A 24,385-nucleotide genomic window follows, 5' to 3' on the forward strand; every position below is an offset into this window, starting at 1 on the left:
GCCACCATGCTCTTCTTCCCTGCCAACCAGCCCTATCCCCGCCGGCCGCTGCCGCCCGCGCCTTACCTGACCGAGGAGCCCCGCGAGGCCACCGCCGCTCTGGAAACCGCCGTGCGCGCCTGTCCTGAAACCCGATTCATCGGCGACCATGCCCGGCCCACGCCTGCCCACCGTAACGAGTTGGCCGAAGCCCTCGAAAGCGGCTACCTGACCCACCGCGAGGCCTTATGGCTGGAAATATGGCAGTACGAGTTCGACGCCAATACCATGGCCGCCGTGCTGCCGCCGGTCCAGCGCATGCTGCGCTACCGCCAGCTGTCCGGCGGTGCGCCCCGCCCCCAGTCGGGCAGTTGGTTCTGGCCCGAGACCCCGGCACCCACCCCGGCAGCTACCTCAGCTCCCGTCCCCGTTCCTGTCAAACGTCGGGGCCGGCCCCGTAAGCAGCGCCCCAGCCATGACTGAGCTAACCACTACCACCGCCGACGGCCTGCACATCACCGTGCGGATGCCCGACAATCACGAATGGGTGCGCGAGTCGCTGGAGAAGGCCTGCGCCGCCGAGGCCCGCCGCCAGCTCGAAGCCACGCCCGCCCCCGACCCGGCCTACTCGGTGCCCCGCACGGCCGAGCTGCTCGGCCTGCACCCCGAAACCCTGCGTGACTACATGCGCCTGCCCGCCTACCACCCGCGCCGCCTGCACTACGTCACCGGCGAATCCAGCCGCGGCGACCGGGTGCTGCTCTCCCAAATCAACGACTGGCAGCAGCGCAACCGCACCGACGCCGGGCCGGTAACTGCCCCCGCGCCCCGCGTCAGGGGCCGCCGGGCCGGCCGGCCATCCTGATTCGCTGCCCGGCAACGGTAGACTCACCCGCCGCCGGTAAAGGCGGCTCAATCCCCCATTCCCCCATGTCCCAGCTACTGCCAACTGTCGGGCCGGATAGTCCGGAGGCCGCTACGTCCATCATCACTATCCAGAAGGTCAAAGTCAAAGACCAGCACCTGACCTGCGAATTCACCGAGCAGCGCACCCCGGAGGCCCCACCCCGCACCTTCGCCCTTACCTGTGCCGAGCAGGTCCACGCCGACCTGACCCACGCCCTCAGCCGCCTGGTACCGCACCTGTGCCTGCTCACCGAGCAGCTGACCGAGACGCCCGACTTCTGGCCCGACGATTCCGAGGAGTTGCCCGCCCTGTTCGAAGCCTTCACCGTCACCGGCTTCTCCCTGGGCCGCGGGCAGGGCGGCGTCACGCTCATCGGCCAGCGCGAGCTTACCGGCGGCCGGGTGCTCAACCTGACCACGCCCTACCAGCCCTTCGACGACGAGCAAGCCACCTATTCCTACACCGGCCTGCTCGAAACTATCCTGGCCACGGCCCTCACGGAGGTGGAAGCCGCCCTACGCGGCAAATGCACCGACTACCGCCAACTGGCTTTAGCCTTTAGCTGACAGCTGTTAGCCGATAGCTTTTCCGCCTCTACCGCTCGCAAATAGAGCAGGTATTCCTCCTGAACATAGGCTAACAGCTAGTAGCTGTCAGCTAACAGCTCCCTACAAATGAAGCTCCCGGCCATCCAGTTCTACCCCGGCGACTGGCACAAGGACCAGGGCGTCCAAGCCCTCGACCTTGCCCAGCGTGGGGCCTGGTTCGAGTTGCTGTTGATGATGCACGACAGCGACGAGCGTGGCGTGCTGCTCGTCAACGGCCAGCCCATGCCCGATGCCGTCATTGCCCGCCGCCTCGGTTTGGATAACCAAACGGCCAACCAAATTCTAACCACCCTGCTCGACTACGGCGTGGCCAGTCGGCGCGAGTCCGACGGCGCGCTCTTCTGCCGCCGCATGGTCAAGGATGAGCGGCTGCGCCGGATACGCACGGAAGCGGGTAAAAAGGGCGGTAACCCCCATTTGCTTAACCAAGGTCCCAGGCAAAAGACAACCACCCGGGTTAAGCAAATTCCAACCCCTTCATTTTCATCTTCACTTACATCTTCAATAAAAGAGGGAGAGGCGGCTGACGCCGCCCTGCTCGCCCCCAGGGCTGAGAAGAAAGATGAAAAGCCAGCCAGCAAGCGCCCGAAAGGGGGCGCGCCGCCCACGCCCGCTGAGGTGCAGGACTACGCCGCCGGGCAGTTCCCCGGCAGCGCCGACGCCCAAACGGAGGCCGCCGCCTTCCACGACCACTACGCCAGCAACGGCTGGCGCGTCAGCGGCAAAACCCTGATGGTCGACTGGCGCGCCTCCTTCCGCAACTGGATGCGCCGCCGCCCCGAGTTCCAGGCTGCGGCCGCTGCCCGCACCGGCACCGGCCCACCCGCCCCAACCCGCGCCCGCACCGCCCCCAAATCCATCGACCCCGCCCGCTGGAGCTAGTTTTTTTAAGCTGTTAGCTGTCAGCCATTAGCTGTTAGCTCTTTTCTCTCATCCCCTGCCATGCCCACCAACGCTATCAGCTAACAGCTATAGAACGCCGCCCCAGGCCCTGGAGCTCGAAGCCGCCGTACTGGGCGCGGCCTTGCTCGAAGCCGATGCCCAGCGCACCCTGCTGGCGCTATTGCCCACTGAGGAGGTGTTCTACTCCGCGGCTCACCAGCAGGTATACCTGGCCATCCGCGACTTGGTGCAGCAGGGCGACCACGCCGACCTGCTCACCGTCGTGGCCCAACTGCGCTACCGCGGCACGCTGGCCCGCACCGGCGGCCCGCACATCATTGCCCAACTCACCCAGAAAATCAACTCGGCCGCCCACTTCGATACCCACTGCCGCATCCTGCAGCAGCAGCACGCCCGCCGCGTCATCATCCGCGCCGGCACCGAGTTGGCCAGCTACGGCTACGATGCCTCCCGCGACCCGCTGGAGCTGCTGGCCGCCGCCCAGACCCACCTCACCAGCCTCCACCGCACCCTCGAAACCAAGCCCGGCCAGACCGCCGCCGCCGCATTTGACGCCACTTTCGAGCGCCTCGCAAAATCCGTGGGCCAGCACGGCCTGACCGGTATTCCCACCGGCCTCACCCAGCTCGACGGCCTCACCGGTGGCTGGCAGCCCGCCGACCTCATCATCCTGGCCGCCCGGCCCGCCATGGGCAAAACCGCCGCCCTGCTCCACTTCGCCCGCACCGCCGCCCTCGACCATGGCCACCACACCGCCATCTTCAGCCTCGAAATGCCCACCCTGCAACTTATGCAGCGCATGATTGCCAGCGAGGTGCCCGGCTACTCCAACTCCGACCTGCGCCGCGGCAACCTCCCCGGCGGCCTGGAGCAGGTAGCCCACATCCGCGAGCAGGCCCACCGCCTGCGCACCCACGGCCACCTATTGCACCTCGACGACACACCCGGCCTGAGCATCCAGCAGCTGCGCGCCAAGTGCGCCCGCCTCCACGCCCGGCACCCATTGAGCTTAGTCTTGGTCGACTACATGCAGCTCATGCGCGGCGACACGAAGGGCAACCGCGAGCAGGAAGTAGGTAGCATCAGCCGCAGCCTGAAAGAACTGGCCAAGGAACTTAATGCCCCCGTCTTGGCCCTCAGCCAACTCAGCCGCGACGTGGAGAAAAGGGGTGGGGAGAAGCGCCCGCTACTCTCGGACCTGCGCGAGTCCGGCAGCCTGGAGCAGGACGCCGACTGCATCATCTTCCTCTGGCGCGGCGAGTACTACAAAATCGCCGAGTACGAGGACTGTACCGCTACTATCGACACAATTTTGTTCGACATCGCCAAGCACCGCAACGGCGCCACGGATGAGGTGGTGGCCGGCTGCTCGATGCGGCGGGGCGTGTTCATTAATTTAGCTTCTTACCAGGCAAGCCAGTAGGAAACTGCCCCATCCTCTGCCATTGAAAACCGTCTTTACGTCCCGAATCCTGATGCCCTCAGACCTCAACCAACTACCCGAGTGGCCTTTCGTTATCGGCCGCTGTGGCCGTCTGGGCTGTGTGCTGCCCCGCACCCGTCACCTATTACCCGTGCTGGGTGTTCGCCAGCTGATTGACCCTACACTACGTGAGTTTTTATCCCCGGAGCGCTGCGCCCGGTATGAGGAGCCATCCTTCTTTTATGATGAATCCCTGTTCCCACCGGACGAACCCGTGTTCTGAAGGGCAGACCAACTGAAATTACCCCACGTTCAGCATATCCACTTCCTTACCCGCCGGGTACAGCCCCGGAAACAGCGCCGGCGCAAACCCAATCGGGTACGCCGCCCGGTAGGGAGCCAGGTGGTCGTTTTTGTCAGTTGCCAGCAGGCCTGCCTGCAGCAGCTGTGTGGCCAGCGCCTTGGCGGTCCTCTCCGACAGGCCCGTCAGCCGTTCCACCTCCCGCCGCGGAATGCTGCCCTTCAGAAACACGGCCTCCAGCACGTAGTACGTTTCCGGTCGCCACTTGCGCCTGAGCACCAGCAGCTGCACCAGACCCCGCAGCCGGCTCAGCATGTCATCAATGCCCAGCACACCGGTCATGTAGTGTATCTGGTCCAGGGCCACTTTCAGGAAGAAGGTGCAGAACGCCACCAGCTGCCGCTCCGATAAGTTGCCGCGCCCGTCATGAGCATTCTCCCGCTGCGCATCAGCCGCCGCCAGCGCCCGTTTATACGCCGTCTCGCTGCGGGCCAGCCCCCGCGACATCGACCACAGCCCGCCCGCATCCAGTCCTTCGGCCCGAAAGGCGGCGTCGCTGAACAGGCGCATCACCCGCCCGTTGCCATCCAGAAACGGATGCAGCCAGGCCAGGCGGTGGTGGGCCGCGCCAATCTGCACCACGCGCGCCAGGTGGTTGGGCTCGTACGTAGGCTGGTAGCCGTCCTCCAGCCGGTGAATAAACGTGGGCAGCGCGTCCGCCGCCGGGGCTACGTGCCGGCCTACGCGCACTTCGGTAGCCCGTAGCTCCCCGGGCCGCACTTCCAGCCGCTGGCCCTCTACCGTAGTGGTCCAGCGGAATTCGTCGGGCAGGTGGGCATAGAACGCCCGGTGCAGGGCCCGCCAGAACCGCTCGGTATAGGGGTTGCCGTCGGCTTCCGCCAGCAGCTCCGGCAGCCGGGCGTGCACTGCAATGTGCGCCCGGGCTTCCAGCTGCAACGACCGGTTCCGGCTGTCGGCGGAGTACTCTTCCTGCAGGGCGCGGGCAATATCGAGCGGGTGCGTGTCGTGGCCCTCAATCAGGTTGGAGTAGTAGCTGTTGGCCGGCCGCAGAAAGTCGGCAATGGCTCTGGCCGTCAGCGGGTGCAAACGCCCTTCCAGCCGCGCCGCCGCCTTCACCACCTGCAACGCCAGCTCCGCCAGCGCGGGTGGCACCGGGCTGGGCTTCAGCGGCGCCATGGCGGCAGCATCACGATAGAGCAGTGCAGGTGCATTCATCCGGTAAAATTACCAGTAAATTACGACACCTGTTACGATATATATAATGCTGATGGATAGTAAATTGAAGGGAGAATGATGGTGTGCGTTACGACACCTGTTGCGACACCGGCCACCGGTTTCCGACAGAGAGCCTGCCTTCATTCGCGAACTTGTTACCGGGCACCTGAGAGAATCAGCTAACTTGCATTCCAGCTCACCAGGCACTCCTTTACTCCGTAGATGACGCGCCTGGATACCTGCGTTGAGTTCCGTTTAGCGGTTGAGTCCGCCCCGTAGGTGGGGCGTATGCTCAATCGCCAGTTCCTTAGTAGCACCTCATTCCCGTGGCCAAACAGAAGAAAGTAGTTGCCGAAGAGCCGCTCGAAAAGCAGCTCTGGAAAACCGCCGACAAGCTCCGCAAAAACATTGATGCCGCCGAGTACAAGCACATCGTGCTGGGCCTCATCTTCCTCAAATACATTTCCGACTCCTTCGAGGAGCACTACGCCAGGCTGCTGGCCGGCGAGGGCGAATACGCCGGGGCCGACCCCGAAGACAAGGACGAGTACAAGGCCGAAAACGTGTTTTTCGTGCCGGAGTACGCCCGTTGGCAGTTCTTGCAGAACCACGGCAAGAGCAGCCAGATACCGGTGAAGGACCCCGAGGGCAAGGACGTCATCGTGGGCATTGGCGGGGCCGTGGACAACGCCATGGACTGGCTGGAAAAGGACAACCCGCCGCTGAAGGGCGTGCTGCCCAAGGTATTTGCCCGCCAGAACCTGGACCCCACCAGCCTGGGCGAGCTGATTGACCTGGTGGGCAACATCGCGCTGGGCAGCGTGAAGGCCCGCAGCGCCGACGTGCTGGGCCGCGTGTTCGAGTACTTCCTGGGCGAGTTTGCGCTGGCCGAGGGCAAGAAGGGCGGGCAGTTCTACACCCCGCGCAGCGTGGTGGAGCTGCTGGTGGCCATGCTGGAGCCCTACCAGGGCCGCGTGTACGACCCCTGCTGCGGCTCGGGCGGCATGTTTGTGCACTCCGAAAAGTTCGTGACCGAGCACCAGGGGCGCGTCAACGACATTTCCATCTACGGGCAGGAAAGCAACCAGACCACCTGGCGGCTGGCCAAGATGAACCTGGCCATCCGGGGCATCGACAGCTCGCAGGTGAAGTGGAACAGCGAGGGCTCGTTTCTCAACGACGCGCACCGCGACCTGAAGGCCGACTACATCATCGCCAACCCGCCCTTTAACGTGAGCGACTGGGGCGGCGAGCTGCTGCGCACCGACGGCCGCTGGAAGTACGGCGTGCCGCCCACCGGCAACGCCAACTTCGGCTGGATGCAGCACTTCATCCACCACCTGGCGCCCACGGGGCAGGCGGGCGTGGTGCTGGCCAAGGGCGCGCTCACCTCCAAAAGCTCGGGCGAGGGCGACATTCGCCGGGCGCTGGTGGAGGCCGGGCTCATCGACTGCATCGTGAACCTGCCGGCCAAGCTGTTTCTGAACACCCAGATTCCGGCCGGCCTGTGGTTTATGAACCGCAACCGCCAGGGCGGGGGCAAATTCCGCGACCGGCGCGGCGAAATCCTGTTCATCGACGCCCGCAACCTGGGCTTCCTGGTGAACCGCCGCACCCGCGAGCTGAGCGACGACGACATCCGGCGCATTGCCGACACCTACCACGCCTGGCGCACCGAGGGCGGCAGCTACGAGGACGTGCCCGGCTTCTGCATGGCCGCCCCCCTGGCGCGGGTGCAGGAGCTGGACTACGTGCTGACCCCCGGCCGCTACGTGGGCCTGCCCGACGACGAGGACGAGTTTGACTTCACCGAGCGCTTCACCACGCTACGGGCGGAGCTGGAGGCGCAGCTACGCGAGGAAAGCGCGCTGAACGAGCGGATTGCGGAGAATATGGCCCGGATTAAGATATAGCCGAAAGGTAAACAAGGTTTGGCTTATTTACTTTTCAATTGCAAAAAGTAAATAAGCCAAACCTTGTTTACCTTTCAGTAAAAGAAGTGAACCCATGAAACTGGAAAGCTTTAAGGCGGGCCATTACGAGAAAGGCGTCGCGTACAAATACTTTGTGCCGACCCCTATTGATGCGGAGTGGACCTGGGAAACGGCCTCGCTGAATGCGCTGCTGGAGAAGGCCGCCGTGAAGCTGGGCGAACTAAATTCCTACGCGCGGCTGGTGCCGAGCATCGGGCTCTTCATTCAGCTGCACGTGACGAAGGAAGCCGTGGTATCGAGCCGGATTGAGGGCACCCAGACCAACCTGGGCGAAGCGCTGCTGCCGAAAGCCGAAATCCAGCCCGAGCGCCGCGACGACTGGCAGGAAGTCAATAACTACATCCGGGCCATGAACGAGGCCATTACCGAGCTCAAAACGCTGCCCATCTCGTCGCGCCTGCTGCGGGCCACGCACCTTACGCTGCTCAGCAACGGGCGCGGCGAACATAAACAGCCGGGTGAGTTCCGGCGCAGCCAGAACTGGATTGGCGGCCGCAGCCTCGCCGACGCGGCTTTCATTCCGCCCCACGATAAGCTGGTGCCCGAGCTGATGGGCGACCTCGAAAATTTCCTGCACAACGACGACATCAACGTGCCGGCCCTCATCCGCATTGGTATGGCGCACTACCAGTTCGAAACCATTCACCCGTTTCTGGATGGCAACGGCCGCATCGGGCGGCTGCTCATCACGCTCTACCTCGTGAGCGAAGGCATTCTGGATAAGCCGCTGCTCTACCTGTCGGCTTACTTCGAGCAAAACAAAAACCTGTACTACGACAACCTGATGGTGGTACGCCAAAAAAGCGACCTGGTGCAGTGGCTCAAATACTTCCTGGTGGGCATCGAGCAAACGGCCGCCCAGGCGGTAACGGCTCTCTCGAAAATGCTGGACTTAAAGCTGGAAATGGAACAACAAATCCACGACACGTTTGGGCGCCGGGCCCCCTCGGCGCTGCGGCTGCTGCCCGTGCTGTTCCAGACGCCCGCCCTGACGGTGGAAGCCGCCGCCACCGCTACCGGCCTCAGCTACCGCGTAACCAACGAGGTGATGGCCCAGCTGCAAACGGCCGGCTACCTGCAGGAAATCACCGGCCAAAGCCGCAACCGCATTTTCGTGTTCGAGCCCTACCTCAAGGCCTTCGACAACGTGTAAAAACAGCTACTTCAAGAAATGAGACATATGAGCGGGCAGACGGAATTAATGTGGGGAGAAGAAGTCATTGCTTTAGAAGCAGCTACAGATTGGACTGAATACAAACTGGGTGATTTAGCAGAAATAACTTCTTCAAAGCGAATATTCTACTCAGATTACGTTCCCAGTGGCGTTCCTTTTTTCAGGTCGAAAGAAATAATTGACCGCTACAATAGAAGAGCCGGCGGCTCTGAGCTATTTATTGGCGAGGAAAGATTTCTCGAAATAAAAAATAAGTTTGGCGTTCCTGAAACCGGTGATATTTTGCTGACTTCTGTAGGCACACTTGGCATTCCTTATCTCGTCGAGCAAAAGGACCGATTCTATTTCAAGGATGGGAATTTAACTTGGTTTAGAAAAATCAATACAAAAATTATTAATGCTGATTATTTACTAGCGTGGATAACATCAGATATAGGGAAACAAAAACTTGATGAAATAGCAATTGGCTCAACGCAAGCAGCTCTGACCATTGTTGGTTTGAAGGGTCTGACCATAGACTTGCCGACTATTGCAGAACAACATGCCATTGCAGGCGTCCTCAGAAGCTTAAATGACAAAATAAACCTGTTTCACCGGCAAAACGCCACCTTGGAAGCCTTAGCGGAAACGCTATTTCGGCAGTGGTTTGTGGAGGAATCAAAAGAAGAGTGGAATGAAGGTGTGTTGGGTGACCTATTCACATTGCAAAGAGGATTTGATTTACCAACTCAAAACCGAGTGCCGGGCGAGTTTCCAATTATTACATCCAGCGGATACAGTGCAGGGCACAATGAGTATAAAATAAAAGGTCCCGGAGTTACCACAGGTCGAAGCGGTGTAATCGGAAAAGTCTTCTTTGTTATGGAGGATTTCTGGCCACTGAATACATCATTATTTATTAAAGAGTATAAGCTTGGGACACCCCTGTTTTGCTACTTCACATTGAAGTTTGTGGATTTGGAAAGCTTCAATGCAGGCTCGGCAGTGCCAACGCTTAATCGTAACCATGTGCATGCCCATGTTGCGGCTATTCCTCCCAAAGAGTTGATAGAGGCATTTGAGGAAACGGCATATCCTCACTTTGTGAAGATATACCAAAACACCAAGCAAATTCAAACCCTCACCAACCTCCGCGACACGCTGCTCCCCAAGCTGATGAGCGGCGAAGTGCGGGTGGCCTACTAGCCGCCCGGGAAACCGCCCCGCGCCCTCCGCATTTCCGCTTTCCTCCTTTCTGCCGCATCAGTACCGCTATGGCCAAGCTCACGGAAAACGCAATCGAAGAATACGCCATTGAGCTGCTGCAGGGGCTGGGCTACGGCTACTGCCACGGGCCCGACCTCGCGCCGGACGGGGCCAGCCCCGAGCGGGCCAGCTTCGCCGACGTGCTGCTGCTGGAGCGGCTGCGCGGTGCCATCGCCCGGCTCAATCCCACCGTGCCGGCCGAGGCCCGCGAAGACGCCCTGCGGCAGGTGCAGCGCATTGCCTCGCCCGAGCTGCTGGCAGGCAACGAAACCTTCCACCGCCTGCTTACCGAGGGCGTGCCGGTGCAGTACCAGAAGGACGGCCAGACCCGCGGCGACCTGGTGTGGCTGGCCGATTTCCAGCAGCCCGCCCGCAACGAGTTCCTGGCCGTTAACCAGCTCACGATAGTGGAAAACGGCCACAACAAGCGCCCCGACCTGGTGCTGTTCGTGAACGGCCTGCCGCTGGTGGTGCTGGAGCTGAAAAACGCCACCGACGAGAATGCCACGCTGAAGTCGGCCTACAAGCAGCTCGATACCTATAAAGCCCTCATTCCGGGCCTGTTTACCTACAACGGCCTGCTGGTCATCTCCGACGGCCTGGAGGCCCGGGCCGGCTCGCTGTCGGCGGGCCTGAGCCGCTTCATGGCCTGGAAGTCGGCCGACGGGGTAGCCGAAGCCTCGCCGCTGGTGGGCCAGCTCGAAACCCTGATTCGGGGCATGCTGGGTCCGGCCACGCTGCTGGATTTGCTGCGGCACTTCGTGGTGTTTGAGAAGTCGAAAAAGGAAGACCCCAAAACGGGCGTCATTGCCATTTCGACGGTGAAGAAGCTGGCGGCCTACCACCAGTATTACGCGGTGAATGCGGCGGTGGCGTCCACGCTGCGGGCTGCCTCACCCCCCGGCCCCCCCTCCGGAAGAGAGAGGGAGCCAGCCGACTACAAACGGAAATCGTCAGGCTCCCCCTCTCTTCCGGAGAGGGAGCCAGCCGACTACAAACGGAAATCGTCAGGCTCCCCCTCTCTTCCGGAGAGGGGGCCAGCCGACTACAAACGGAAATCGTCAGGCTCCCCCTCTCTTCCGGAGAGGGGGCCGGGGGGTGAGGCGCACGCGGAGGGCACCGTCCGGGAAGACCCCGCCCACTACGGCCTGCCCACCGTGAAAGCCCAGCCCTTCGGCGACCAGAAGGCCGGCGTGGTGTGGCACACCCAGGGCAGCGGCAAAAGCCTGAGCATGGTGTTTTACACCGGCAAAATCGTGCTGGCCCTCGACAACCCCACGGTGCTGGTGATTACCGACCGCAACGACCTCGACGACCAGCTGTTCGACACCTTCGCCGGCTCCACGCAGCTGCTGCGGCAGGAGCCCCGGCAGGTGGAAGACCGGCAGGAGCTGAAAACCCTGCTGCGCGTGGGCTCGGGCGGGGTGGTGTTCACCACCATCCAGAAGTTTCAGCCCGAGGAAGGCAACGTGTACGAGGAACTGTCGGCGCGGCGCAACATCGTCGTCATTGCCGACGAGGCCCACCGCACGCAGTACGGCTTCAAGGCCAGGACCGTGGACGTGAAAAACGAGGCCGGCGACGTGGTGGGCAAGAAAGTGGTGTACGGCTTCGCCAAGTACCTGCGCGATGCCCTGCCCAACGCTACCTACCTGGGCTTCACGGGCACGCCGGTAGAGAAAACCGACGTGAACACCCCGGCCGTGTTCGGCAACTACATCGACATCTACGACATCGCCCAGGCCGTGGAAGACGGCGCCACGGTGCGCATCTACTACGAAAGCCGCCTGGCCAAAGTCAGCCTGAGCGAGGAAGGCAAAAAGCTGGTAGCCGACCTCGACAAAACCCTGGACCAGGAAGGCCTGAGCGACCCCCAAAAGGCCAAAGCCAAGTGGACCCAGCTGGAAGCCCTGATTGGCAGCGAGCAGCGCATCCGCAAAATCGCGGCCGACATCGTGGCCCACTTCGAGCAGCGCCAGGAAGTGTTTGAGGGCAAGGGCATGATAGTGGCCATGTCGCGGCGCATCGCGGCCGAACTGTACGCCGCCATCGTAGCCCTGCGGCCCGACTGGCACACCGACGACCTGACGACCGGCCGCCTGAAAGTGGTGATGACCTCAGCCTCGTCGGACGGCCCCGAAATTGCCAGGCACCACACCCACAAAGCGCAGCGCCGGGCCCTGGCCGAGCGCATGAAAGACGCCGCCGACCCGCTGCAGCTGGTAATCGTGCGCGACATGTGGCTCACCGGCTTCGACGCCCCGAGCATGCACACGCTCTACATCGACAAGCCCATGCAGGGCCACAACCTGATGCAGGCCATTGCCCGCGTCAACCGCGTGTACAAGGACAAGCCCGGCGGGCTGGTGGTCGATTACCTGGGCATTGCTTCCGACCTGAAAAAGGCCCTGGCCTTCTACTCCGACGCCGGCGGCAAAGGCGACCCGGCCGAAACCCAGCTGCAGGCCGTGGCCCTGATGGCCGAGAAGCTGGAAGTGGTGCAGGATATGTACCACGGCTTCGCCTACGATACCTACTACGACGCCGGCACCGCCCAGAAGCTCTCGATGATACTGGCCGCCGAGGACCACATTCTGGGCCTGCCCGACGGCAAGAAGCGCTACATCAACGAAGTAATGGCGCTGTCGCAGGCCTTTGCCATTGCCATTCCGCACGAGCTGGCTATGGCCGTGAAGGAAGAAATTGGTTTTTTCCAGGCCGTGAAAGCGCGCCTGGCTAAGTTCACCGGCGGCAGCGGCACAGGCCGCAGCGACGAGGACATCGAAACCACTATCCGGCAGGTGATTGACAAGGCGCTGGTATCGGAGCAGGTGATAGACGTGTTCGACGCGGCCGGCATCAAGAAGCCCGACATTTCGATTCTCTCCGAGGAATTCCTGCTGGAGCTGAAGGGCATGCAACACAAGAACGTGGCGCTGGAAGTGTTGCAAAAGCTGCTGCGCGACGAGATAAAGGCCCGGGCCAAGTTCAACCTAGTGAAAAGTAAGTCGCTGATGGAAATGCTGGAAAGCGCCATCAAGCGCTACCACGCCAAGATTATCACCGCTGCCGAGGTCATCGACTACCTCATCAAGCTGGGCAAAGAAGAAGTGGCCGGCATGGACAGCGAAGCCGCCGCGATGGGCCTTACCGACTACGAATATGCCTTCTACTCGGCCGTGGCCAACAACGCCAGCGCCCAGGAGCTGATGCAGAAAGACAAGCTGCGCGAACTGGCCGTAGTGCTCACTGAGCGGGTTCGCAGCAATGCCTCCATCGACTGGACCATCAAGGAAAGCGTGAAAGCCAAGCTGAAGGTGATAGTGAAGCGCACCCTGCGTCATTTTGGCTACCCACCCGATATGGAACTATTGGCGACGGAAACGGTGCTGAAGCAGGCGGAGCTGCTGGCGAATGAGCTGACCAAAAAGTAATCTTGTCCGGCTGCTATCCGCTGCTATCCGCTACCATGCGCTGCTATCCGCTACGCTGTGCCGCCAGATTCTCCACCCGCGGCCACCACGCCCGCACCTTCGGCAGCCGCAGCGGCTGCCCATTGAAGCGCTGCACCCCATAGTCGTGCCCGCCTAGCTCCCCGAACCCCTCGGCCATCCGTACGCGGTAATCGGCATCAATCCAGAACAGGTGCCGGTCAAAGGCCCGGTGCAGGTTGGGGCACAGCGCCAGCCCATTCCCGATGGTATCATCCCGGCTCACCGACCACGGTACGATGTGGCAGGCGTCCAGCAGGGGCGCAGTTCCGGTGGTGCTCACCAACTGCAGCCCAGATACGGCGCAGGTCGACTGGTAGGCCCGCAGCACCTCGCGCACGAACACGCCGCTCCGCTCGGCCAGTACCGTTTCGTCAGCCACATCCACCGCCCGGTTGTATACCGCCGCCGGCTCCTCCAGCATTTGCCGGCCCAACTCATCGAGCCGCTCCAGGCCCGCCCGCGGCCGGAAGTAGTGGCGCGTCAGCGGGAAGTAGCGCCCCAGCAGCGCCTGCCGGACTTCCTCGCGGGCCACCGGCTGCAACAGCAGCTCCCACAGCGCCGGGTCGAGCGAGGCGTGCGCAATGACGTCGCGCAGGTGTCCGAAGCTTCGCACCGACTTGGAAGAAGTCAGCACCAGTTCCTGACCCGGCCGGGCGTGCAGGTGCCAGAACTTCTCACTCCGCAAGTGGAAAAACGGTAGCTGGAATGGACTGGCCCCGTATTCCGGCCCCGGACTCAGCAACTGGCAGTAGGCCTTGAAGCCCGTAATCAACTCCGGCGTGATGGCAATGCAGTTGTCCCGAATCGTGCCCTCCTCCAAGCCTTCGAGCACCGCCAGCAGCAGGGCCGGCTTGTAGGGAGCCGCCAGCTTCGTTTCCGGGTGTACATACAGCCGTAGCTTCGTAAGCCGGGCCAGATAGCGGGACAGGGTAGTCAAGTCAGCAGAAGACAGATGAGGGTACAGTACCGGGCCAGTGGTGCGCCCCGGCAATACGCTGCAATACTACCACCGGATAGCAAGTATCCCGACTTAAGGCCGCCAATTCAGTGAAAAGCCCTGCCATTCATGATAAAGCACACTTCCTGCTTCCAGAAATATTAGCAGCTAACAAGATTGGCTTTAAATGCCTAACATTATTAGTATTATTGCCGTTGTAACAACCCGTTCATTCTCACTGATAGCGCTATGACAACCGTTGAAATCCTCCAGGTTATTCAGGAGCCCCTGTGGCTCACCCAGTGCGAAACCCCCGTTCCGGCCGGCTACCCCAGCCTGGCCGACAACTCCCCCAACACCAAAATCGACCTCAACCACTTGCTCATACCCCACCCCGACTGCACCTACCTGGTCCGGGTGCAGGGCACCAGCATGGACGGCGCCCCCTCGCACATTCCCGACGGCGCGCTGATGGCCGTCGACTGCTCCCTCACCCCCGAGCCGGGCGACATCGTAGTGGCGGCCATCGACGAGGAGTTCACCGTCAAGCGGCTCGAAAAGCGCGCCGGCGGCTACTGGCTCGTCCCCGACAACCCCGCCCACAACCCCATCGACACCAGCCTGCTCGGCGACCGGTTCCAGGTCTGGGGCGTCGTTACCCACGTCATCAGCCGGATGCAGCGCGGCCGGTTCCGCTAACTGGCCGCCACACCCGTAGCTAGGGCCAGGGCGGTACTTCGTTTCCAAAAGATGTTATTTTTAACAACTTTCAGAAATGAGTTGCTTCGCCGTCCAGGGCCTCGTATCCATCCACCAGCTGCATCAGAACTTACCGGGTTTCAACAAGCACCGGCAGCAGAAAGTAAGCAGTCGGTCCGGCCATCCGGGCTCAACGCTCAGAACCGCTCATTCAGATGCAGCTCCCCATCGATATAATACTTGGTGAGGTGGCCAGCCAGCGGCAGCGAATGGGCAAACTCTGCCCGCTCGTGCGCATCCTGTGCGGAGGTGGCCAACACGCACAATGACTCCTCCAGGTAGGGGAGGGGCCGCATTTCTGCCGGCAGGTGCGGCCCGTCTTCCCCGGTAACGCGCACCTGATACACCTGGTGACCCTCCGGCAGCTGGGATAGCAGGTGTTCGGCCGTGGCGCCGCACCGGCGGCACCGCACTTCCAGCCTGATGCCTGAGGCATCCTGCCTCGTTACCCGCCCCGCCCAGTGCGGAGTCTCAACCTGCTCCTTGGCGCAGCGTAGTGTCAGAACTATTTTCGGCCCCTGGGCAGTACCGGTAGAAAGGATGCGGGTACGGGCCATAGGTGCTTGGTAACGGGCAGGAGGGCAGCCGGCAACGGGGCATAGCGGCAGCCCCCGCTGCCGTGCCGGGCCAGCAAGTAAGTGCTTATTCGGAAATTAAGCGACCAGGACTTTAGCCCTACATCCTGGCTTGGCAGAACAAAAGCTATCAGCTAAAAGCTAACGGCTAAGCACAATGACTACACCTTAAAAGTGCGGCTACTCCCGGAGCTTCAGGCAGTTGCCATCCCAGTACACCTGCGCATCGGCCGCCTTCATCAGCTGGGCAAACCTGGCGGGCGGCGTTACCCGCAGGCAATCCGGGTAGATGCGAGCCCATTTAACCCGGTCCCCCCACTGGCCGGGCCCGCCGTAGCAGCACTAACCCGTAGAGCAGCAGCAGGGCCAGCGGCGCGCTGATTAAGTCCATCAGGCGGTGTCCCTGTACCGCGGCCCATTCCACGCCGCCGCGCTGCCCAAGCAGCAGCAGCGCCAGGCTTAAGCCAAAAGCCAGCGCATAGCCCAGCACAATAGCGCGGGTATGGCGGCCCCGCAGCAGTACGTGCAGCAATGCGATGCTCACCAGCATATACAGCAGGCGGTAGGTAAGGCCCACTATTACGCCGTGGGTACTCAGGCCCGAAGGCTGCACCAGCCGTTGCGCCGTCGGCCCCAGCCCGCCAACCACGGCCTGCCAGCCGCGGGTGAGGACGGTAAACACGGGCTCATCAAACTGCCCCAGCCCAAACAGCACCAGCCCCAATGCCAGGGCCACCATGAGCCGCCCCGGGCTAAGCTTGTTCGGGACCAAGGGGGCCGGTGGTGGGCTTTCCTGCCTCATCCTACCCATGGGCTACGGTGGCGGGCAGGGCGTGGGGGCGCACCCACTGGTGCCACAGCACCAGGATGGCCCCGTAGGCCACGAAGGTGAAGGTATAGTGGTGGTTGAACTCTACCGTGTGGTACCAGTAGGTGTGGTTGATGGCCAGCAGGGCAATGCGCAACACGTTAATAGCGTAGATGGCCGCCAGGCCCAGCGGAATAAACCACAGCCGCCGCCGCCCGCTGCCCGGATACGCCAGCACGAAGCCGGCAAACAGGGCGTAGAGCACCAACCCGTTGCAGGGGTTGCCCACGTACACGGCCGCCTGCCCGAACATGGTCACGGTAGTCGGCCCGGCCGGGTCAGTTCCGGCGGCTATGCCGACCACCCGCAACAGGCCGGCCGCCACAACGGCCAGATTGCGCGAGAGGGCGTCGTCAAGGCGGCCGGCGCGCTCTAGCCCGTGCTCGTAGCCCAGCACCCAGAGCAGGTAAAAGCCAGCAGCCAGTAGCAGAAACCGCACCTGGGGCCGGTCCGCCAGCCACTGCCGGGCCGAATGGATAATAGCAGAAGCAAGCATGCAGTTGTGCAGAAAAGGAGTAAACACGCCGGGCCGATGCGTTGGCATCGGCCCGGAGAGTAAAGATAAGGAAGGTGCTATTTCCGGGCCCGGTGCTGGCGCAGGCGCTTGAGGCCGTAGGCGGCCCCGGCGGCCAGCAGCAGTCCTGCCCCACCGTCAATGGGTACGGCCGTGGGCTGGTTAGGAACCGGCCCGCCTGGCCCCGGACCCTGGGCCAGCAGCGCGGAGCTCACCAGCAGCAGGGGCAAAACAAGAAAAAAGAAGCGCATAGTCGGAATGGATGTCAGATGAAAATGAGAGGAAGACCTGCCTCCGGCCCGGCCACCGCTGGGGCGCCCGGGCCGAAGAAGGAGCCGACTACTGTACTACTACGCGCTGCACCACGGTCTGACCCCCGGCCAGCGTCACGCGCAGGGCGTATACACCGGTAGGCAGGCCCTGGAGGCTAACCGTAGTTTCGGTAGTAGGTAGCGCCACCGTGCGCAGCTGCTGGCCGATGGCGTTGAGCAGCACGGCCGAGGCCGGCCCGCCCGCCGGGCGGCTGATAGTCAGCTGGCCCTGGGCCGGGTTAGGATAGGCCCGCACCTGGGCGGCCAAGGCAGCCGGGCCCGTGGCCGTAACGGTGCCGGGGCGCAGGTTGAGCACGAAGCGGCCGGCCACACGGCGGCTGTCAGCCGTGAAGGCATAACCAGCGGCCGGCAGCTGGCGCAGGTCGTGGCGCGTGCCGGTCTGGTTGTCTACCAGCTCCACCAGGGTGGAAGCCGGCAGGTTGGCCAGGCTGGCGGCCGCCAGGGCGAAGCGCCCGGCCTGGGGCACGTCCACGGTCAGCGGTACGACAACCACTTCACTGCCCAGCGCGGGCAGGCCATTCACAGCCAGTGCCTCGCCGGTCGTGGCTACCGAGGCCAGGTTCAGGCCCGTGGTGTTGGGCAGCTTCTCGGCATCGTAGTGGTCGTCGCGGCCGGGCGTGGCGCCGGCTTCAAAGTAGAGGAAGGCCGGCTCGCGTGTGCCCTTTGCATCCACCAAATCCAGCTGCACGGCGGGCCGGGTGTCGGCCGTCGGGCGGTTGAAGGTCGGGTTCTGGTAGCCCGTTACCCGCCAGCTGTTCTGGAAGCTGAAGCTGGGCACGTTCTGGCTCACGCGCAGGAAGAAGCCCTGCATGGCCGGAATGAGTCCGCCGGGCAGCGTGCCGAAACCGTTCTGGTAGAACTGGTAGGTACCGGCGTACTGGCTGCTAGACTTGTAGACGTACACGGCATCAATCACGCCAGCAGGCAGGCCGGTGCGGGCCTGGTTCCAGTCGAGTGGGGCGGGATAGGGGTTACCTAATAGGTGCCATCCTGAGTTAGGTTGAGCGCCGTACGAAAGCGCACCTACCGATATAACGCCGTTGTTAAGCATTCCAGTCAGGCCAACTGTTTCGTTGGCGCTGAGGTTTACAGTATAGCCGCGGCCGAGGGCAATCTGTTCACCCAATGAGGTAGGCGAAAAATAGCCGAATTCGAAGGCCTGTGTCGTGGTTGAAGTACCCACGATGCGAGCTTCATTATAGCCGTATACGGTAGGGAAAGGCGTCACGCTGCCCGGATCAGAAGCCGTGTTATAAGCAGGGTTAACTGCTGGCGTAAAACCGGCTGTCGTGAGGGAGCTAACCGTGGCATTACTAATAGGGGCTGCATAGTGCCTATAACCAAATCCACTATTCAGGCTGGGATTAATGTAACGTTCTACCGTAACAGGACTTTTAACTTCACCCCCAACGTTGACTACAATAGCCGTACCCTGTGCGTTTGAAGATAAAGTGAAGGGTTTGATATCAGTCGTTAAATCTCCAGCGAGAGTGAGGACACCTTTGACTTGCAGGTGTGAGGTTATTACAGATAGACCTGCGGAACCAACATACAGATTGGGTACAATATTAGGAGGCATAGTGGCGTCCGTCATAATTTGGTGGTCAGGTCCAACAAAGCGTAACTCGCCTGTACCGAGACTGCCATCCGGAGTAGTGATCTTGCCACTAAGATTAATCAACGCATGACCATCAACACTTCGGTGAAGACTCAACGCTCCTCCATCAGCAATAACGAGCAATCCACCGAGCGAAAGTAATCCCGCAGATTGGGCACCCGATATAACAGGTGAGGGAAGATTGCTCCCTACAAATACTCGATCCTTAGCTGTCGGAATCGCTCCACTTCGCCAGTTCCTGGGATCAGCCCAAGCGCTGCTTACAGCTCCTGTCCAGTAGATAGTAGCATCGTAGTCAATGGTAAATGGAGTAGCGGCGGCATTTCCAATTCCCGAAGTGTTGTTAGCAACACTTGGCGCAATACTGACGGTAATAACACCATCCTTAGCTGGCGAAATTACAAAGGCGTAAGTAGCACCAGTACCGGAGAGGTTAGAGGCAGTTCCACTGCTTAAAGTCACATCGTCAATTGTAAAGCCTGTGACGGGCTCACTAAAAGTAACCGATATAGGTATGGGAGTAGTAGAGGTAGGGGTACCTTGAGCAGAGCTACTGATGGTAACGGTTGGCACAGTTGCTACCGTGAATGCACTGGTACTAGTAGCCTTACCACTGGGGGTAGCCACGGAAATAGGACCAGTGGTTGCTCCAGTTGGTACTAAAACAGTTATTCTGGTGTCGGAAATAACGCTGAAGGTACTGGCTATTGTGCCATTAAAGGTAACCGCGTTTGCGCCCGTAAAGCCTTTGCCCTCCAATGTAACCAGCGTTCCTACTGGTCCGACGGCAGGCGTAAAAGAGGTAATATCTAGTACTGACGGCTGGTTCAAGCGTACACTAACTGTAGTGCCTTTACCATTGCCATAGTTAGCCACCAGAAAATCCACGTCTCCGTCACCATCGACGTCGGCTAGTATTAGGCCTTGCGGATTTGCTCCTACGGCCACTTCTGCCCCCCCGGAAAATGACCCAGTGCCGTCATTGAAACGCACGCTCACTGAGTTGCTATCATAGTTACTGGCAAGGAGGTCCATATCTCCGTCGCTATCTACATCTATTGCCCGTACGCAGCGGGGTGAGCTACCCATTGTAATGTCAGAGCCTCCTGAAAAAATGCCTTTTCCATTGTTGAAACGAACATTGACTTCACCAGTGTAGTAATTGGTAAGAGAGCTAATTGTGACCAAGTCTTGATCGCCGTCTCCGTCAATGTCAGCTGTTGTTACGTTATAGACTGCCGTTCCCAGGCTGACTTCAGAGCCATCCGAAAAAACTCCTTGACCGTTGTTCAAACGAATGCTGACCGAACGCCCATTCAGATTACCTGTAAGAACATCCAGGTCTCCGTCGCCATCAACGTCAGCTGTGGTTATGGTGTGCGCATAATTACCTGCCAGCACCTCACTGCCGCCAGTAAAGACACCATGACCATTATTCAGGCGTATGCTGACTGAACCGTAACTGTTGACTTGGTTTTGATTGGCGGTAAGAAAGTCCAAGTCTCCATCTCCGTCCACATCTGCAGTAGTAATACCGCGTGGATTATTTCCTACACTCACATCAGCTCCCCCGCTAAAAGCACCAGTACCGTCATTCAGTCGTACTACAACTGTGTTGGTGTTGGAGATAGTGGCCAGTACATCCATGTCACCATCTCCATCGACGTCCGCTGTTGTAATGCTCAACGAAGTGCCACTCAACGAAATAATAGAGCTAAAGGCAAACACTCCGTTACCATTATTGAGATATACTGCGATAGTGTTACCATATGGATTACCGTTATCAAAGTTCGATGTTAGAAAGTCCAGATCGCCATCTCCGTCGACGTCAGCCGTTGCAAGACTAACTGGTCCATTGGGAACGACAACTTCGGATCCGCCAGTAAAGTAACCTTTGCCCGTACCAGACAGGAACTGCCCGTGAGTTGGTAATGCAATTGTAATTGATAGCAAAAGCAACCGTAAAGTTTGCCCTAGCTTTCGTAGAAAGGCGCCAGAAGTAAAAGTTGACACAAATTTGAGATGTTAAGGGTGGAAGGTCTAGCGTGTGCTGACCTTGAAAGAAGGTAAATGATTGAAAAGGTAAGTTTTGAATCAGTGAGGTGAACGGTGGCTCAAGACCGAATACTATTGGTCAAAAGCATCCTTCCGCCTCCGGCCTGGCCGCCGCTGAGGCATCTGGGCCGGAGAAGGAGCCCGCTACTACATCGCTATTTACATCGCCTAGGGCCACGGATTGGGTGTTGCCCTCAGTGCTGAGTGAGCCGGGCTGCAGAGCAAACGTGGGGGCCAGCGTTTGAGCATGGCCCGTTAGCGGCAGTGCTACCAGCGCTAACAGCGGCGGTTGGCAACAGGCCAGCCAATTGATAGATAATAGTAAGGCTTTCTCATGCAAGCAATATTATGTGACAAAGAGGAGTTCAGGCGTTGGGCAAGCTGGTGGCCGGCCGTTGCCTACGGCACCCCCTGCCAGCAATGAGCAAGGGTAGCCGTGAGCAGCGCGAAAGAGGGGAGATGAATAGGGTTGGCCCGAAAAAATAAAAGCCCGGTGGGCAGCCGGGCAATAAGGGGCTCAAAAGTAAGCCATAACTATGTACGTTTCAAACTACTTGAGTACAAATACCTGTTTTGAAGTATCAGGCGCTACTTGTCTCGGCTCTAACGGCATGAAAGTGCATAGCCCGGCTGTTTTCGCAAAGTTCTCTTAGATAGGTAAATGAGTAACTCATTGGGTGAGTACGCCCCAACCGGTGCCCGGCATGTTCTACTATTTTTTGCTAAGCCAGTCATGTGGGGCCCTCACCTACGGAGCACTATGCTTCTAATTACCCGCAATAACAACGGCCACCCAATCGGGTGGCCGTTGCCATTTCGCATCGCCGGGCTCACGCGCCCGGCTCCGGCGGCTTGCGCTTCCTTTCGCGCCGCACCCCCTTGAAGGGCTTGCCATCTTCCTTCACATCCATAAAGCGCCCCGTCTCCGCATCGCGCTTCACGAACTGCTTGGCAACCGGATTGAAAGTCTGCGACCGTTTACGAACGGCCCCTTTGCGGGCGTTGTCGCCGGTAGGAGGGTTGGTTGCCATCTGCCTAAAAGTGTAAGTGAAACATCAAAGTGAAGCCGCGTCCCCGCGCTCCACCACCCGCTGTCGGTCAGCCGCCGCCGGCTCATCTGCCACCCGCCGCAGGTCCCCGTTCGGGTCCACCGCCGCCGACGACACCGCCGCGGCCACCGAGCCGGCCAGCACCAGGTAGCCGCCCAGCGTCACGAGCGCCGCCGGCAACGCCACCGGGGCCGTGGCAATGATGCCGCCGATGGCCGCCAAGGCGGCTCCAATCGTGCGCACCTTCCGAAAGAACCGGGGCGTCGGCAACGTCACCCGGTCAAGCACTGTCAGTTTCTGGTTCATGGTAGTAGTTGTTAGTGAATAGTTGTCAGTTGTTAGTATCCGTCGGGAAAGCAGCCACTGACAACTGCCAACTACCCCCCGACAACTCATTCCTTGTCCAGCCGGGCCAGAATCCGGTCCGCCCACTGGTTGCGCGAATCCTGCTCCTTGCTGGCCTCGGTCAGCACCTTGGTGCGCTCCTCCACCAGGGCCATGGTCTTGTCGATGTGGGCCAGCCGCTCGGTTAGCTTGAGCACCAGGTCGCTCATCTCCCGCCGCAGCTCGGCCCGCTGCTGCAGACCCTCGTTGCGCACCTGCTCGGCCTGCAGCTTCATTTCCTCGCGCAGCTTACCTTCCCGCGCCACCGCCGAAATGTGGTAGTCGTCCACCTTCACCGCCAGCGCCGCCGCCTGCTGTTCCTGCTTCTGGCACGCCACCTTCAGCTCCTCCACCGCCCGCCAGTTCTTCACGAAATACAGCAGCACCGCCACCGCCCCGCCCACCACCGACGTCACCACGCCCCAGTTGTCGAGCAGATTATCCACGTCCATCACCTCCTTTCCACCCCGTCAGTACCTCAAAGTGCGGCCGGTCTTTAAAGGAGGGCCAGTCGCCGCCCCACACCACCCGGGCGTCGGCGTACTTCATCAGCCGGGCAAACTTGCTCAGCAGCAGCCCCGACCACGACACCGACCCGTCAGCCAGCTGAAACGCCACGTCCAGCGCCGGGGTAGGAGGGCCCAGGTTGTGCTTCGACTCCCCGCCCCGCTTGTAGGTCACCACTGGCCCCGCCTTGCCGCGCCCCTGCCGGTACAGCTCGTTTTGCCGCTCCGGACTCCGGTAGCACTCCGTAATGATGGGCCGCCCCGCCAGCCGCAGCACCGGGTCGCCCAGCCACCGGGCCAGCGCCTGCGCGTAGGCCGCGGCCAGGCACGGCACCGCCTGCCCCAGCCGGACCGCCTGCCGACGCTCCTGCGCCGCGCTCAGCACCGGAACCATCCGCTGCCGCCCGGCCACTACCCCCGAAGCAGCCGGGACTAAAAGGTGGTCTGATGTTCCGATGTTGCTGGTACTGGTCATGGCAGTAGTGCTTTGTTACAATGTTTAGCCTCGATGCTAATTTACGTTACAATTTGCAACATATTCCAATGGCCCAACAATGCAGACTGATTGAATTATTTTGGGCAACCCCTTCGGGCCGGGCTATCCGCCACTCCGCTTCGCTCCGGCCCTGCGGGCAGCCCCCCTGCGGTCGGCTTGGCTACTATCCCTGTTGCGGCACCCGCTACCCCGATTCGGTTTCCACTGGGTGAAGCTCCCCCACTCCAGCCCTGACGCCCGCCCACCGCACCGCCGGCGCGCAGCCTGGCCTGCCACCCACAAACCCCACCCCCGCCAGGCAGCGCGCTGGCCCCACCCCGGCCAGCCGCTCCGGTCCCGGCCGCCGCTTTCATTCCCTGCTCTCCCGCCGCAACGCGGCGCTATGGCCATTCGTCGCTTCGTGCCTGCGCTCCTCATGCCCTCCGCTTGCTCTGCTCTGGTCATTCCGCTCATTGCCGCGTCGGCCCGCCCCTCTCCCCACCGCACCGACTCTTCAGTCCCTCCAGCACCCCCCGAAACACCCCAACGCCCACCCACCGCACCGCTACCGGGCCGCCCGGGCCCCCAAAAGGCCCCGCGCCACCCGTCCGCACCCCCTGTTAGCGGCCGCAGGCCACAGGCCCAAAAAGCCTGCCCCCTGCCAGCAAAGTCTGCGTTCAGGCCACGCAGGCCAAATAATAAGGCCCGCTTCGCGGATAGTCTCATTGGGGAGTACCCCAAACCCCCGCCACCATGCCCCGGCTGACGCCCGGTCATCAACCTCGGGCTCCGCCACCTCCCGCTGGTCGGCCGCTACCCCCTCATAAGGCCGGCTCCGCCGGGTGTCCATCGGGGGCTGGCCGCCCCCAAACCCCGGCTTAAAAGGCATTAAGGTCTTGTTCTGTCGGCCCCGCCCGGTTGTGCCCGTGTTGTTAATTGCACTTTATCAAGCCGCGTTCAGCCTGCTATATGCCCGTATTTTGCACAATCATTTGTTACTCTTTGTTAGATTTATAATCATTTAGTTAGTATATTAGGGTAGTAAGTCG

At 61.0% G+C, this 24,385-nt stretch carries 21 protein-coding genes and 1 pseudogene; 10 read left to right on the plus strand and 12 right to left on the minus strand.

Going from position 1 to position 24,385, the window contains the following annotated elements; all coding sequences use genetic code 11:
* The first annotated feature begins 6 nt into the window (after positions 1-6).
* From H145_RS0104345 to dnaB, 5 genes are all read left to right on the plus strand, one after another.
* Positions 7-462, plus strand: coding sequence for a hypothetical protein (locus H145_RS0104345; RefSeq protein ID WP_019946914.1), 456 nt, complete (start codon positions 7-9; stop codon positions 460-462).
* Positions 455-844, plus strand: a complete 390-nt coding sequence (locus H145_RS0104350; protein WP_019946915.1) for a MerR family transcriptional regulator — start codon at positions 455-457, stop codon at positions 842-844. The genes H145_RS0104345 and H145_RS0104350 overlap by 8 nt, the downstream gene beginning before the upstream one ends.
* Positions 845-909: 65 nt before the next feature.
* Entirely contained in the window at positions 910-1,452 is a 543-nt protein-coding gene (locus H145_RS0104355) for a hypothetical protein (protein ID WP_019946916.1), read from the plus strand.
* Positions 1,453-1,560: 108 nt separating this feature from the next.
* Positions 1,561-2,376 (plus strand): hypothetical protein, encoded by an 816-nt coding sequence (locus H145_RS22530; protein WP_019946917.1) that lies wholly within the window; start codon positions 1,561-1,563, stop codon positions 2,374-2,376.
* A gap of 109 nt (positions 2,377-2,485) precedes the next feature.
* Positions 2,486-3,820 (plus strand): replicative DNA helicase, encoded by a 1,335-nt coding sequence (gene dnaB / locus H145_RS19950; protein WP_262489213.1) that lies wholly within the window; start codon positions 2,486-2,488, stop codon positions 3,818-3,820.
* 301 nt (positions 3,821-4,121) lie between these two features.
* On the opposite strand, the gene H145_RS0104370 is transcribed toward dnaB, so the two are convergent.
* Complete coding sequence (locus H145_RS0104370; protein ID WP_157541152.1) at positions 4,122-5,357, minus strand: Fic family protein; 1,236 nt, start codon at positions 5,355-5,357, stop codon at positions 4,122-4,124.
* A gap of 326 nt (positions 5,358-5,683) precedes the next feature.
* On the opposite strand from H145_RS0104370, the gene H145_RS0104375 reads away from it, so the two are divergent.
* From H145_RS0104375 to H145_RS0104390, 4 genes are all read left to right on the plus strand, one after another.
* A complete protein-coding gene (locus tag H145_RS0104375) occupies positions 5,684-7,270 on the plus strand; it encodes a type I restriction-modification system subunit M (RefSeq protein WP_019946920.1) in 1,587 nt (528 codons plus the stop codon).
* Between the two features lie 154 nt (positions 7,271-7,424).
* Positions 7,425-8,504, plus strand: coding sequence for a Fic family protein (locus H145_RS0104380; RefSeq protein ID WP_240471656.1), 1,080 nt, complete (start codon positions 7,425-7,427; stop codon positions 8,502-8,504).
* An 18-nt stretch (positions 8,505-8,522) separates the two neighbouring features.
* Positions 8,523-9,710 (plus strand): restriction endonuclease subunit S, encoded by a 1,188-nt coding sequence (locus H145_RS24445; protein ID WP_169513160.1) that lies wholly within the window; start codon positions 8,523-8,525, stop codon positions 9,708-9,710.
* Positions 9,711-9,778: 68 nt separating this feature from the next.
* Positions 9,779-13,204 carry a type I restriction endonuclease subunit R gene (locus H145_RS0104390; protein WP_019946923.1) on the plus strand — a complete coding sequence of 1,142 codons (3,426 nt, stop codon included), beginning with the start codon at positions 9,779-9,781 and terminating at the stop codon, positions 13,202-13,204.
* A 43-nt stretch (positions 13,205-13,247) separates the two neighbouring features.
* Here the strand turns inward: H145_RS0104390 and H145_RS19955 are convergent, their stop codons facing one another.
* The gene (locus H145_RS19955) at positions 13,248-14,201 is read right to left on the minus strand and encodes an HNH endonuclease (protein ID WP_019946924.1); all 954 of its coding nucleotides are present in this window, start codon (positions 14,199-14,201) and stop codon (positions 13,248-13,250) included.
* Positions 14,202-14,450: 249 nt separating this feature from the next.
* Between H145_RS19955 and H145_RS0104400 the strand changes: the two genes are divergently transcribed.
* Positions 14,451-14,900, plus strand: a complete 450-nt coding sequence (locus H145_RS0104400; RefSeq protein WP_019946925.1) for a LexA family protein — start codon at positions 14,451-14,453, stop codon at positions 14,898-14,900.
* Between the two features lie 197 nt (positions 14,901-15,097).
* Here the strand turns inward: H145_RS0104400 and H145_RS23960 are convergent, their stop codons facing one another.
* The 10 genes and pseudogenes from H145_RS23960 to H145_RS19970 form a co-directional block, all read right to left on the minus strand.
* Complete coding sequence (locus H145_RS23960) at positions 15,098-15,256, minus strand: hypothetical protein (protein ID WP_157541155.1); 159 nt, start codon at positions 15,254-15,256, stop codon at positions 15,098-15,100.
* Between the two features lie 580 nt (positions 15,257-15,836).
* Positions 15,837-16,274, minus strand: a complete 438-nt coding sequence (locus H145_RS0104410; RefSeq protein ID WP_019946927.1) for an XrtX-associated membrane protein — start codon at positions 16,272-16,274, stop codon at positions 15,837-15,839.
* A 64-nt stretch (positions 16,275-16,338) separates the two neighbouring features.
* Entirely contained in the window at positions 16,339-16,899 is a 561-nt protein-coding gene (xrtX, locus tag H145_RS19960) for an exosortase X (protein ID WP_019946928.1), read from the minus strand.
* A gap of 77 nt (positions 16,900-16,976) precedes the next feature.
* Positions 16,977-17,168, minus strand: a complete 192-nt coding sequence (locus H145_RS0104420; protein ID WP_019946929.1) for a PID-CTERM protein-sorting domain-containing protein — start codon at positions 17,166-17,168, stop codon at positions 16,977-16,979.
* Between the two features lie 88 nt (positions 17,169-17,256).
* Positions 17,257-18,300 carry a T9SS type A sorting domain-containing protein gene (locus H145_RS24685; protein ID WP_240471657.1) on the minus strand — a complete coding sequence of 348 codons (1,044 nt, stop codon included), beginning with the start codon at positions 18,298-18,300 and terminating at the stop codon, positions 17,257-17,259.
* Positions 18,301-19,197: 897 nt separating this feature from the next.
* Positions 19,198-20,880: pseudogene (locus tag H145_RS25010) on the minus strand (FG-GAP-like repeat-containing protein); the annotation flags it as partial.
* Between the two features lie 872 nt (positions 20,881-21,752).
* Positions 21,753-21,953 (minus strand): hypothetical protein, encoded by a 201-nt coding sequence (locus tag H145_RS0104435; protein WP_019946932.1) that lies wholly within the window; start codon positions 21,951-21,953, stop codon positions 21,753-21,755.
* Positions 21,954-21,977: 24 nt separating this feature from the next.
* Entirely contained in the window at positions 21,978-22,214 is a 237-nt protein-coding gene (locus tag H145_RS24690; RefSeq protein WP_157541158.1) for a hypothetical protein, read from the minus strand.
* Positions 22,215-22,363: 149 nt separating this feature from the next.
* A complete protein-coding gene (locus H145_RS0104445; RefSeq protein WP_019946934.1) occupies positions 22,364-22,807 on the minus strand; it encodes a hypothetical protein in 444 nt (147 codons plus the stop codon).
* Positions 22,794-23,336: a M15 family metallopeptidase gene (locus H145_RS19970; RefSeq protein WP_240471658.1), complete on the minus strand. Its 543-nt coding sequence runs from the start codon at positions 23,334-23,336 to the stop codon at positions 22,794-22,796. The genes H145_RS0104445 and H145_RS19970 overlap by 14 nt, the downstream gene beginning before the upstream one ends.
* Between the last annotated feature and the right edge of the window lie 1,049 nt (positions 23,337-24,385).

It is taken from the genome of Hymenobacter aerophilus DSM 13606, from assembly GCF_000382225.1.
Taxonomy (GTDB): domain Bacteria; phylum Bacteroidota; class Bacteroidia; order Cytophagales; family Hymenobacteraceae; genus Hymenobacter; species Hymenobacter aerophilus.

Coding starts and splice junctions, on each gene's coding strand:
- H145_RS0104345 (WP_019946914.1), top strand. CDS start 7: ATGCTCTTCTTCCCTGCCAACCAGCCCTATCCCCGCCGGCCGCTGCCG.
- H145_RS0104350 (WP_019946915.1), top strand. CDS start 455: ATGACTGAGCTAACCACTACCACCGCCGACGGCCTGCACATCACCGTG.
- H145_RS0104355 (WP_019946916.1), top strand. CDS start 910: ATGTCCCAGCTACTGCCAACTGTCGGGCCGGATAGTCCGGAGGCCGCT.
- H145_RS22530 (WP_019946917.1), top strand. CDS start 1,561: ATGAAGCTCCCGGCCATCCAGTTCTACCCCGGCGACTGGCACAAGGAC.
- H145_RS0104370 (WP_157541152.1), bottom strand. CDS start 5,357: ATGAATGCACCTGCACTGCTCTATCGTGATGCTGCCGCCATGGCGCCG.
- H145_RS24445 (WP_169513160.1), top strand. CDS start 8,523: ATGAGACATATGAGCGGGCAGACGGAATTAATGTGGGGAGAAGAAGTC.
- H145_RS0104390 (WP_019946923.1), top strand. CDS start 9,779: ATGGCCAAGCTCACGGAAAACGCAATCGAAGAATACGCCATTGAGCTG.
- H145_RS0104400 (WP_019946925.1), top strand. CDS start 14,451: ATGACAACCGTTGAAATCCTCCAGGTTATTCAGGAGCCCCTGTGGCTC.
- H145_RS23960 (WP_157541155.1), bottom strand. CDS start 15,256: ATGCGGCCCCTCCCCTACCTGGAGGAGTCATTGTGCGTGTTGGCCACC.
- H145_RS0104410 (WP_019946927.1), bottom strand. CDS start 16,274: ATGGTGGCCCTGGCATTGGGGCTGGTGCTGTTTGGGCTGGGGCAGTTT.
- xrtX (WP_019946928.1), bottom strand. CDS start 16,899: ATGCTTGCTTCTGCTATTATCCATTCGGCCCGGCAGTGGCTGGCGGAC.
- H145_RS0104420 (WP_019946929.1), bottom strand. CDS start 17,168: ATGCGCTTCTTTTTTCTTGTTTTGCCCCTGCTGCTGGTGAGCTCCGCG.
- H145_RS24685 (WP_240471657.1), bottom strand. CDS start 18,300: ATGCTTAACAACGGCGTTATATCGGTAGGTGCGCTTTCGTACGGCGCT.
- H145_RS0104435 (WP_019946932.1), bottom strand. CDS start 21,953: ATGGCAACCAACCCTCCTACCGGCGACAACGCCCGCAAAGGGGCCGTT.
- H145_RS0104445 (WP_019946934.1), bottom strand. CDS start 22,807: ATGGACGTGGATAATCTGCTCGACAACTGGGGCGTGGTGACGTCGGTG.
- H145_RS19970 (WP_240471658.1), bottom strand. CDS start 23,336: ATGACCAGTACCAGCAACATCGGAACATCAGACCACCTTTTAGTCCCG.